Origin of the sequence: Tateyamaria sp. Alg231-49 (assembly GCF_900143535.1) — a bacterium.
Lineage (GTDB): Bacteria > Pseudomonadota > Alphaproteobacteria > Rhodobacterales > Rhodobacteraceae > Tateyamaria.
Window position 1 is genome coordinate 1 of the sequence record NZ_FRFA01000033.1, and the last position, 10,591, is coordinate 10,591.

A 10,591-nucleotide genomic window follows, 5' to 3' on the forward strand; every position below is an offset into this window, starting at 1 on the left:
GGCTGGCTCCGATGACCCAACAGTCGGGAAAGTGGCGTGGCAAAGCCAGCATTCAAGGGGGCCGAAAGCAGTTGCGCGACGCGCTCTACATGCCTGCTCTCGTCGCTGTAAAACACAACCCCGATATGTGCAAAAAATACCAGAGAATGATCAAACAGGGAAAACCGCAAAAGGTCGCTCTCACAGCAATCATGCGGAAACTCATTGAGCTCGCCAACACATTGGTCAAAGCAGATCGAGAGTGGGTTCAAAACCACGCTTGACCAAGACGGATACTCGAAGCGGCCATTCGCTGCACCGAAACGCCTCTGTGCCTCATTGCAGCGCAGCTTGAACATTGCCGAATTACGATTGAGAAAGAAGAGACTGCGACCGCACAGGCACTGCTAAGTTTTTTGGCGGCAAAGCAGAGGAATCCCACTTGCTGACAACCGCATTGGGAATGGGCGCTACAATCACAGCGGTTTCCATTCTTTTTTGCGGCCCCGCCCTTGGGAAGGTTCGCCTGCCATTTTACACTGGCCCTCTGTCGCTGCCCAAGTGTCCATGTCGGAAACACGTTATCTTAGCCAAATTCACGCGCTAATCTGAGCGCATGGACAAAAGTACACAAAATCACCCGATGCTTGACGAAGCCGTTTCAAGAACCGCCGCCTTACAAGCCCGGATGCGGGATCTTGGGATAGGGCATGCCGTGTTCACCTCGGAAAGCTCAATCGCGTACCTTGCCGGGTTCTGGGGATACCTCGGAATTGAATTTGGTCGCCCAACCATGCTGGTCGTACCCGCACAGGATGCGCCCACTGTAATCACCCCGCTGATGGAAAGCGAAATGGTGGCCGAGATGACATGGGTCACGGACGTACGCACGTGGGAGGACGCAGGCCAGCGCAGTTGGGGCCGCGCCCTGTCTGGCGCTTTGCCCGACGCGCCCAAAGAAATCTGGATCGAGCGTGCGGATGTGCCCGCGATTGTGCGCAACTTTGTGGACGATCAGTATCCCGGGGTTCCGCTAAAGGACATCGGACCGGTTTTGGGCGCCCAGCGGACCATCAAATCGCCCTTCGAGATTGAGGTGATGAAACAGGCCGGACACATCGCGGGCGCGATGATGAAGGCCGCCCACGGGTCGCTGTCCGAAGGTGCACGCGAGTATGAAAGTGCGTTGGCCGTCATTGATGCAGGCACGCGTGCCGCGGCCGGGTTTTTGACGGATCAGGGCTGGGAGCGGTTTGTCTCGCCCATGATTCACAACCTCCAAATCCTGCAAAGCGGGCAAGATGCGTCGATGGTGCATCGCCGTGCGTCGATCAAACCCTATGCCCGGTTTGATCCCGTCTATTTCTGCTTTTGCAACATGGCGCAGTTCAAGCAGTACAAACTGGGCTTTGACCGAATGTTTCATATTGGGGACGTACACGAAGACGCGGCACGGGTTCAGCAGGCTGCCATTGATGCGCAACAAGCAGCCATCGCCGTGATCCGTCCGGGTGTGCAGGCCCAAGAGGTCGCGGAGGCCGCCAATGCGATCTACGCAGAGCGTGGGTACGAAACCGGGTATCGCACGGGGCGTTCCATCGGAATGGCCTATCTGGAAGCGCCAGAGTTGAAGGCGGGTGACGAGACCGTGTTGCAGGCAGGCATGACGTTCGCCGTGGATGGTGGGATTTCGGTAGATGGCGTCACAGCAGGTCGGATCGGCGACAGTATCGTGGTGACGCAGACCGGTTTTGAGTACCTGACCGAATACCCGCGCACGCTCCATGTAACGGACACCTGAAATGCGGCTTGCTGTTGCCCAAGCCCCCGCAAACTTACCTGACCCGCAAGCGCGGCTGGACTGGTTGCGCGCGGAATTGCCAGACATCGCGGCACAAGGTGCGAAGCTTGTATTGCTGCCTGAATTGTTCGCCTGTGGCTACAATATCGGGGCGGATCTGGCGTCGCGGGCTGAGGCCCTGGATGGACCAACCTTTGATGCAATGGCGAAGATGGCCCAAGAATTTAACATTGCCATCCACTATGGGTTTTCCGAACGCTCCGGCGATGATCTGTTCAATTCAGCCCTCTGTGTATCCGCCAATGGCCAGTGTTTGGTACATCAGCGCAAGCTTGCGATCCCACCGGGGTTTGAGCGGGACTATTTCTCGCCCGGCGCGGGTTGTGAGTTGTTTGAGCTTGGCGGATTGAAGATCGCGACGCTGATTTGCTACGATGCCGAATTCGGCGAAACCGTGCGGCATGTAGCGGGTATGGGCGCGCATCTGGTGCTGGTTCCAACGGCACTGGGTGCAAACTGGAGCTGGGTTGCAAAGACGATGATTCCAACACGCGCCTATGAGAACGGCGTTTATCTTGCCTACGCCAACAGTGCGGGAACGGAAAACGGAATGGATTTCCTTGGCGCCAGCGTCATTGCCGCGCCGGATGGTTCAGAGGATGCGCGGGCGGCGTCAGCAACCGAAGTGCTATATGCTGATTTGGACATCGCGCGAGTGAAAGCTGCGCAAGACAGATTGCCATACCTCAATGACCGCAAACTGATTGTGTTTTAGATAGGCGTTGGCCTCAGCGCAGGCTGAACATCGCACTGTCGCCTGCACCGCGATCTGACGTGAACTTGATCCTGCCGTCTGCGCTGGCCTGTACTTCCTGACAATTGTAGCCAAGTTCATCACCGCCCCAGAACAGGTCACGGCAGAAGTAACCATCTTGCCACGACCACGAACCTTCGATGTCCCAGAGAGACCCGCGTCCAGCGATCTCCCCGTCAGGAGATACTTTGATCTTGATCAGAGGGCGCGTCAGCGTCTTGCCATTGATCAATTGAACAAACTGGCCTTGGTCGTCGACCTTGACCAGATCCGCCCAGACAGGGCTGGCTGTGGCAAGCGCTATGGCGACAGCAATCATCATACGCATGAACGAAATTCCCGAGGCTACAGTTGTTATTAAAAAGGGTACGGGCGAACGGCGTGATTGGTTCACTTTTGACGCAGAATTTTTTTATGCGTTGGTTGGGGGCTTTAATCCAAGAACATCCAGCATGTCATATTGGCCCGGCGCCCGGTCGAGCGCCCATTTTGCTGCCTTCAAAGCGCCCTTGGCAAAGAGCGCGCGGTCAGTGGCCATGTGACGCAGCACAATGCGTTCACCTGGCCCAGAGAACAAAACGTCATGCTCGCCAACAATATCCCCGCCGCGGATCGCGCTAAAGCCGATGTCACCGCGTTTGCGTGCGCCGGTAATTCCGTCGCGACCCGCATCCCGAACGTCCGGCAGCGTCACACCACGCCCTTCAGCTGCTGCCTCACCCAGCATCAGCGCTGTGCCAGAGGGGGCGTCGACCTTGTGGTGGTGATGCGCCTCGATCACTTCGATATCAAAATCTTCGTCCAATGCTGCGGCAACCTGTTTGGTGAGCGTCACCAGCAGGTTGACCCCCAGGCTCATATTTCCGGCGCGCACGATGGCACAGTGACGAGAGGCCGGTTCCAGCTGAGCGATCTGGTCGTCCGTCATACCTGTGGTGCCGATGATGTGCGCCGCGCGGGCCTGTGCTGCGGTGTGCGACAGCGCAATAGTCGCTTCGGGCGCGGTAAAGTCGATCACCGCGCGCGCTTTCGCCATTGGCTCCAATGGGTCGTCCCAAACCAATGCACCCAGCGCCTGACCGCCCATGGCCGTGCCTATGTCCTGACCGATCCAGTCATGCCCTGGCCGTTCGAGGACTCCGACCAATTGCCACTCGCCGCTCTCTACAACAGACCGGACCAGCATCTGGCCCATACGTCCGGACGCACCTGCAATCACGATCCCTGGCAATTCTGACATGGTTCTGGCCCTCACTTGACAGTTTCCCGCTCTCCTACCTCGTGCGGGGCCGCTTGGCAAAGGGCGGCTGGCCGCTTAGATGGGGCATATGGGAAAGAACAAATTTCATGAGGGCAGCGGCCCGTCACAACGGCAGTTGCGTGTGGCCGAACTGATCCGGCGGACTCTGGCCGAGGTTTTGGCACGCGGTGACGTGCACGACCCGGAGCTGAACCGGTTGTCAATCACGGTGGGCGAGGTACGCACGTCGCCCGATCTCAAGATCGCGACGGCCTATGTCTTGCCGTTGGGCGGACAGGGGCAAGAAGACGTGCTCAAACTGCTGGCCCGCAACAAGGGCGAGTTGCGCCGCGCAGTGTCCAAAAAGCTGGCACTGAAATTCGCCCCAGACCTGCGGTTTCAGCTCGATGAGACCTTTGACCGGATGGACGACACACGGCGCATGTTGGCACAGGACGATGTGCGCCGGGACACTGACGCAGGGTCTGACACGTGATACGTGCTGCGGTGGTGGCTTTGCTTGCATGGACAGCCCCCGCTTGGGCTGTTGACTGCGAGACGACCACCCACGACGGCAATTCCTATGCGATATGTTCCGTCGATCTGAGCACGGATAAACTGCGCCTGTTCCTCTACGATGAAACGGGCGCACTCTTTGGCCAGTTTGGTGCCATCGAACGTGACTTGCGCAATCAGGGTAAGCGCCTTGGCTTTGCGATGAATGCGGGCATGTATCACAGTGATCGCGCGCCAGTCGGGCACTACGTGGAAGACGGCAAAGAGGTCATGCGCGTGATCCCTAACGCAGGTCCGGGCAACTTTGGCCTACTGCCCAACGGCGTGCTGTGCATCCGAGATGCACGCGTGGACGTGATCGAAACCCTGCGCTTTGTTGATGAAGCGCCCACGTGCACCTATGCTACACAGTCAGGGCCAATGCTGGTGATCGATGGCGCATTGCATCCGAGGTTTCTGGTCGACAGCACCTCGCGCTATATCCGCAATGGCGTGGGCACCAGTGCCGACGGACAACGCGCCGTTTTTGCCATTTCGGACAGCCCGGTGACGTTTCACGAATTTGGGCGGCTCTATCGCGATCATCTGAACCTGCCCAACGCGCTGTTTCTGGATGGCAATATCTCTCGCCTCTACGCACCTGACCTAAATCGCAGTGACATCGGGTTCTCGCTGGGCCCGATTGTCGGCACGGTTGAAGCGGCTGATTGACAAGCTGAGCCGGGCGGCTTAGGCGCCTGCCCTTGTTTTACGAGCAATAAGGGACCTCCATGGGCCGTACACGCAAAGGGCGCGACATTTCCGGTTGGCTGGTGATCGACAAACCCGCCGGGCCGACCTCAACCGCCGTTGTGAACAAAGTTCGCTGGGCAATGGGCGCGAAAAAGGCAGGTCATGCTGGCACGCTCGACCCCGATGCGACCGGCGTTCTGGCTGTCGCCTTGGGCGAGGCAACCAAAACCGTGCCCTACATCACGGATGCGCTGAAGGCCTATCGGTTTACCGTTCGACTGGGTCAGTCAACCAACACCGATGACGCGGAAGGCGAGGTGATCAACACCTCGGACGCCCGCCCGAGTGATGACGACATCAAGGCGGCCCTTGGCGCCTTTGTCGGCGACATCATGCAGGTGCCGCCCAAGTTTTCCGCTGTAAAGATCGACGGTGAACGCGCCTACAAACTGGCCCGCAGTGGCGAGGACGTAGAGATCGCAGCCCGTCCCCTTTGGGTCGATGAGCTGATCATGATCGACCGGCCTGATGCAGATCACGTGACGCTCGAGATGGTGTGTGGCAAGGGCGGTTATGTCCGCTCGATCGCGCGCGATCTGGGCGCGGCACTGGGGTGCTTTGGGCATGTGCGCGACTTGCGTCGCATCTGGTCCGGGCCGTTTGAGGCCGAGGACGGCCTGACTATGGAGCAGGTCGAAGCGATGGCCCAGACACCAGAGCTGGATACTTACCTGCGCCCTGTGGCTGACGGGCTGGCTGACCTCCCCGAATTGCGCGCAACGCCCGAAGGGGCAGCGCGACTGCGCAACGGCAACCCGGGCATGGTTCTGGCGTCAGACATTGAATATGGCGACGAGGCATGGGCGTCCCTAGACGGGGTTCCGGTTGCCGTTGGCCGCTACAAGGCCGGAGAGTTACACCCGGCGCGCGTCTTTAACCTCTGAAACAGCTCGCCTTGCCGAACGGATGCATCCGTTCGGCCCATTTGGTCAAATGTTACAGAAATGGCCGGGTGATCAGCCCTGCGTGAGGTGTCTTTCGGTTTGGAACCAATTGGTCCATATCAGTCCAATCAGACACACAACGCAGGGAAACATGACCCATGACTCAGATATCACTCCGCACCGTTGGCACTGTTCTCAGTGCGGGCGCCTTTGCCACCATCGCCTTTGACACCTTCGGTCAGGCGCTCAGCCCCCTCTTTGGATATGCCAAACTGGCCCCGGTGGGTCTTGCCGGCGCCTCGCTCAAAGCGATCTTTGGCGCAAATCCATCGGGTGCCGCGTATTTGCTGCATACGCTGACCGGGTTGATCTTTTACGCAGTTGGGTACTTTGCCATCGCACGTCCCATTCAAATGATGGTCGCGCCACGCCTTCACTGGTCGGTGACTGCAATCGCGTACGGTGTCGTACTGTGGATCTTTGCTCTCTACGTGATGGCGCATCTGGTGACCGGGAACAAACCGTTCCTTGGATGGACGGGGATCACTTGGGTCGCGCTGTGGGGCCATATCGTTTATGCAATCGTGGCTGCGGGCATCATGGAAGCCAAAGGCGCCGTCCTAGACTTGCGCCGCAATCCAGTGGCTATGCCCGCTGAATAACCCCAACCCGGTTGCCGAGACATTTGGGCCGCGCTGGACGTTTGCGCGGCCCTTTTTCTACGCCTCAAGCCGTTGCACGTGGCGGGTTGCACTGGCACAACCGCTGCCATGATCACCCGGACCCATATCAAGGGCGACGCGCCCTCAACCGCCATCTACTCCGATTGCGAACGGTATCGTTACAGCCTGACGCGGGTTTGGGAGGAAAGTGGAAGCCGCGTGAACTTTGTCATGCTCAACCCATCCACCGCAACAGAAGTCCAAAACGACCCCACCGTCGAACGCTGCGAACGGCGGGCCCGCACTCTTGGGTTTGGCAGCTTTGCGGTCACCAACATCTTTGCATGGCGGGACACCGATCCACGGGCCATGCGCGCGGCCGCTGACCCTGTGGGACCCGGCAATGACGCAGCCATTCTGGATCGCGCAGCCTGGGCCGATCATGTCATCGCCGCATGGGGCACGCACGGCGCGCATCTGGATCGTGGGGCATATGTGGCGTCTCTACTACGCGACGCTGCACGCCCGCTGTTTCACCTTGGATTGTCCAAGGCCGGTCACCCTAAGCATCCGCTCTACCTGCCCTACTCCCAAACCCCGGAGCCATGGACACCAACGCCTGTGATGTCTTAGGACGGCGTTAACCACTTGATCTAAAACACTTTGATTTCGGCCAACGGTCAGGCGTAGGTATCGTCCGGGTATTTCGCCCTAGGACTGGATCGCGACATGTTGTGGCTTGCAGGATTGGTGGGAATTTTAGCAGTCGGCGCAGTTGGCGTGATCGACGCGGACGCAGCCTCAGACGAGGATCTGTCTGAAGGTGACGCCGACATTGGCCCCATAAGCGACGATCAGACAAACACCGATACTCTAACGACAGTCAGCGCTTCGGCATCCGAAGAAGACAGCGACGAAGATCAGGTTCTGAATGGATTTGACACGGATGACACATTGGCTGGTGGCACGGGCAATGACTCGATCCACGGCCAAGACAGTGATGATACACTGGCTGGCGAAGGCGGTGATGACACCCTGATTGGCGGAAACGGCGATGACATGTTGATGGGCGGCAGCGGTGATGATGCGCTGCAAGGTTCAGCCGGGGATGACGTTGCCAGCGGCGACAACGGTGATGATGCCATACAGGGCGGGCTTGGTTCCGACACCCTGACCGGCGGATTGGGCAATGATACGTTGTTCGGCGGATGGGGCGATGATGTCATCAACGGGGTCGAAGATGACCCGGACACCGCCGAAGCAGACGACGTAGATCAATCCGACTACCTTAACGGGGGCGGTGGCGATGATATCATCGTGGCAGGCAATGCGGACATCGTCACGTCCGGAGAGGGCGCCGACACGGTTATTGGCGGCGATTGGATAACAGATGGCCAAGCCATGGATATTGTCGATTTCGACTCCGAAGACGACAATATCCTGCTGGTCTACGAAGACGGGACCGACGTGCCCGATGTCAGCCTGTTCGCCGACCCGGACGATCCGGACGTCACACAGGTGTTTATGGACGGTGTCGCCGTCGCCAATATCCTGAATGGGGCGGACATTGGAATGGGCGATATCTCGATCATGCCGCTCAGCCTCGCGCAGTCTGCGGGGATGGCACCGCTCTGACGAAACGACCATTCGGCGCAGCGGCAAAAATAGGCTTTGCCATCCAACTGATTCTTTCCTATACGCGCGAAATTCCGGTTACCGCCGGATCTAATGGCCCCGTGCTGGACGACATCCCGGCCGGCGGCGTCTCACTCTAACCTGAAAAGGAGATCCCGATGTCGATCACTGCTGAAGAAAAAGCACGCGTCATGAAAGAATTCGCAACCAAAGAGGGCGACACCGGTTCGCCTGAAGTTCAGGTTGCAATCCTGTCCTCGCGCATCGCGACGCTGACAGAGCACTTCAAGACACACAAAAAAGACAACCACGGCCGCCGTGGCCTTTTGAAAATGGTTGCTCTGCGCCGCAAGCTTCTGGACTACACCAAGGCAAAAGACGAGGCCCGCTATCAGGACCTGATCAAGCGTCTGGGTCTGCGCCGCTGAGGATTTCTCCTCTTGGAAAAATACGGAAAAACCGCGCTGGTTCGGCGCGGTTTTTTTGTGTCCAGAGGTTGGGTTTGGGGAATGTACAAAACAGGGACGCCTGATCGGCGATTGCATTTCAATGAGTTTCAAAGGCGCTTCTGTTGTTTGGCAGGAAATGCCGAAATGCCAAAGTTTCTATTCCCTCAGTCGCAATGACATCTGGTTCCACCCCAAGCAGTCGTGCCCAGAGCCTGCGTAGCACTTCGCCCGATAGTCCGGTAACAATCGACCCGTTCTGAGAGTGATCCAAGGAAACCAATTCAATGAGCAATGACGGATACTTCGACGAAGACGTCGCCAGAACCTATGATCAGGATCACGGCGGCACAGATCCGATGTTGATCGAACGGACAGTTGATTGCTTGGTGGATTTGTCCAGCTTTGGCGATGTTCTCGAGCTTGCCATTGGAACCGGACGCATCGCGATACCGTTGGCCGAACGTGGTGTGCAGATTAAAGGCATTGAGCTGTCCGCGGCCATGGTCAGGAAACTGCGGGAAAAGGAAACCGGCCCACCCATTGAGGTCGCCATCGGCGACATGACCTCGACACAGGTCCAAGGCACGTTTTCGCTGGTCTATCTGGTGTTTAACACCATCGACAACTTGACGTCTCAGCAGGCGCAAGTCGCGTGTTTCAAGAACGCGGCGCGCCATCTTGGACAAGGAGGCCGGTTCATTATTGAAACCCTCGTGCCGCCTATCCAGAAAATACCTTTCGGCGAGGAACGACTGGCGTTTGCAAGCAGTCCTGACCACTTCGGCATCGACGAGTTTGATGTGGCGTCGCAAAACTACACGTCAAACCACGTTTGGATGAAAGACAGACGCCACATGCATCAGTCGATCCCTTTCCGTTATGTATGGCCTTCAGAGCTTGATCTAATGGCACAAATGGCCGGTATGGACCTGGAATATCGATGGTCAGACTGGGACCGTTCGCCGTTTGACCGAATGAGCACAAAGCACATATCGGTCTGGAAGAAATCCTAGCGTCTGGACCTATCCAACTCTAACGTACCAAATGCCACAAAACGGACATTCACTGTCGGTGTGCCGATGGTGTTTGACCTGCGAGCTCAAGAAGCAAACTGCCACCCCACACCCGCAAGGTTAATGAGGACGAAACCGCTAAGCTTTGTCGCGATTGCTGGTCAAACGTCCCGACAAGTAAACTCCGCAATACCCAAAGTCTTCTGGAACCGTCCAAGGCGAGCGCTCTTGTCGTAAAGCGCGCAGTGCTTTTCCGCGTCCAACGTTATTTCACTCAGTTGGTATGTGGACACGTTGTTGTATGTGATGCCACTTGATGAGGCGAATAAAGATTCTGGGTCTGAGCACGCTGCACAGAGAAGGGGTAAGGCCAGTGCGAAGTGCTTCATTCTTGTACTCCCAAGAGATACCTCTGATCGTCTGACAATCTTGGGCAATTTGCAACGCAAGACCCAGCAAAGGTCGCACGGATGCTTTGGCTCGCGATCCAGAAAGGGCAATCAGCGGTCATTGGTCAAAGCCAGAACCAATGACCGAGTTGCGGATGGGGTGGATGGCTCCTGCATCACCCGGCGTCGTAATGCGCCATATTGCAGCTGCTATGAACCGCTTTTGAGAGGAGCCACCCAATGCAAGTTACAACAATCGGTTTAGATTTAGCCAAGAACATTTTTCAGATCCACGGTATCGACGACCATGGTGAGGTTGTATTCAACCGCGCGCTGAGACGGGCGCAAGTCCTGGCATTTTTTGAACGCCTCGAGCCATGTTTGGTCGGTATTGAAGCCTGTGGAACGAGCCATCAC

Annotated in this window: 13 protein-coding genes and 1 pseudogene; 12 read left to right on the plus strand and 2 right to left on the minus strand. The window is 57.5% G+C overall.

Annotated features, from left to right (window positions below; all coding sequences use genetic code 11):
- From DHN60_RS21840 to DHN60_RS21850, 3 genes are all read left to right on the plus strand, one after another.
- On the plus strand, positions 1-263 hold a 263-nt coding region (locus DHN60_RS21840; RefSeq protein WP_159089341.1), incomplete at its 5' end, for a transposase.
- A 359-nt stretch (positions 264-622) separates the two neighbouring features.
- A complete protein-coding gene (locus tag DHN60_RS21845) occupies positions 623-1,780 on the plus strand; it encodes a Xaa-Pro peptidase family protein (protein WP_108839424.1) in 1,158 nt (385 codons plus the stop codon).
- A 1-nt stretch (position 1,781) separates the two neighbouring features.
- Positions 1,782-2,555, plus strand: a complete 774-nt coding sequence (locus DHN60_RS21850) for a carbon-nitrogen hydrolase family protein (RefSeq protein WP_108839415.1) — start codon at positions 1,782-1,784, stop codon at positions 2,553-2,555.
- A 13-nt stretch (positions 2,556-2,568) separates the two neighbouring features.
- Here the strand turns inward: DHN60_RS21850 and DHN60_RS21855 are convergent, their stop codons facing one another.
- Together DHN60_RS21855 and dapB are read right to left on the minus strand one after the other, a co-directional pair.
- A complete protein-coding gene (locus tag DHN60_RS21855; protein ID WP_108839416.1) occupies positions 2,569-2,922 on the minus strand; it encodes a dihydrodipicolinate reductase in 354 nt (117 codons plus the stop codon).
- An 84-nt stretch (positions 2,923-3,006) separates the two neighbouring features.
- Positions 3,007-3,834: a 4-hydroxy-tetrahydrodipicolinate reductase gene (dapB, locus tag DHN60_RS21860; RefSeq protein ID WP_108839417.1), complete on the minus strand. Its 828-nt coding sequence runs from the start codon at positions 3,832-3,834 to the stop codon at positions 3,007-3,009.
- 88 nt (positions 3,835-3,922) lie between these two features.
- Here dapB and rbfA point away from each other — a divergent pair, with 88 nt between their 5' ends.
- From rbfA to DHN60_RS22775, 9 genes and pseudogenes are all read left to right on the plus strand, one after another.
- Positions 3,923-4,330: a 30S ribosome-binding factor RbfA gene (gene rbfA, locus DHN60_RS21865; RefSeq protein WP_108839418.1), complete on the plus strand. Its 408-nt coding sequence runs from the start codon at positions 3,923-3,925 to the stop codon at positions 4,328-4,330.
- The gene (locus tag DHN60_RS21870) at positions 4,327-5,061 is read left to right on the plus strand and encodes a phosphodiester glycosidase family protein (protein WP_199913720.1); all 735 of its coding nucleotides are present in this window, start codon (positions 4,327-4,329) and stop codon (positions 5,059-5,061) included. Before rbfA ends, DHN60_RS21870 begins: the two co-directional genes overlap by 4 nt.
- Before the next feature lie 59 nt (positions 5,062-5,120).
- Positions 5,121-6,026: a tRNA pseudouridine(55) synthase TruB gene (gene truB, locus DHN60_RS21875; RefSeq protein WP_108839419.1), complete on the plus strand. Its 906-nt coding sequence runs from the start codon at positions 5,121-5,123 to the stop codon at positions 6,024-6,026.
- A 158-nt stretch (positions 6,027-6,184) separates the two neighbouring features.
- Positions 6,185-6,688 (plus strand): hypothetical protein, encoded by a 504-nt coding sequence (locus DHN60_RS21880; protein WP_108839420.1) that lies wholly within the window; start codon positions 6,185-6,187, stop codon positions 6,686-6,688.
- A 108-nt stretch (positions 6,689-6,796) separates the two neighbouring features.
- The gene (locus tag DHN60_RS21885) at positions 6,797-7,321 is read left to right on the plus strand and encodes a DUF1643 domain-containing protein (RefSeq protein WP_108839426.1); all 525 of its coding nucleotides are present in this window, start codon (positions 6,797-6,799) and stop codon (positions 7,319-7,321) included.
- Between the two features lie 96 nt (positions 7,322-7,417).
- The gene (locus DHN60_RS21890; RefSeq protein ID WP_108839421.1) at positions 7,418-8,323 is read left to right on the plus strand and encodes a calcium-binding protein; all 906 of its coding nucleotides are present in this window, start codon (positions 7,418-7,420) and stop codon (positions 8,321-8,323) included.
- Between the two features lie 158 nt (positions 8,324-8,481).
- Positions 8,482-8,751, plus strand: coding sequence for a 30S ribosomal protein S15 (rpsO, locus tag DHN60_RS21895; protein ID WP_108839422.1), 270 nt, complete (start codon positions 8,482-8,484; stop codon positions 8,749-8,751).
- A 305-nt stretch (positions 8,752-9,056) separates the two neighbouring features.
- Positions 9,057-9,785 carry a class I SAM-dependent methyltransferase gene (locus tag DHN60_RS21900; RefSeq protein WP_108839423.1) on the plus strand — a complete coding sequence of 243 codons (729 nt, stop codon included), beginning with the start codon at positions 9,057-9,059 and terminating at the stop codon, positions 9,783-9,785.
- Between the two features lie 629 nt (positions 9,786-10,414).
- Positions 10,415-10,591: pseudogene (locus tag DHN60_RS22775) on the plus strand (IS110 family transposase); the annotation flags it as partial.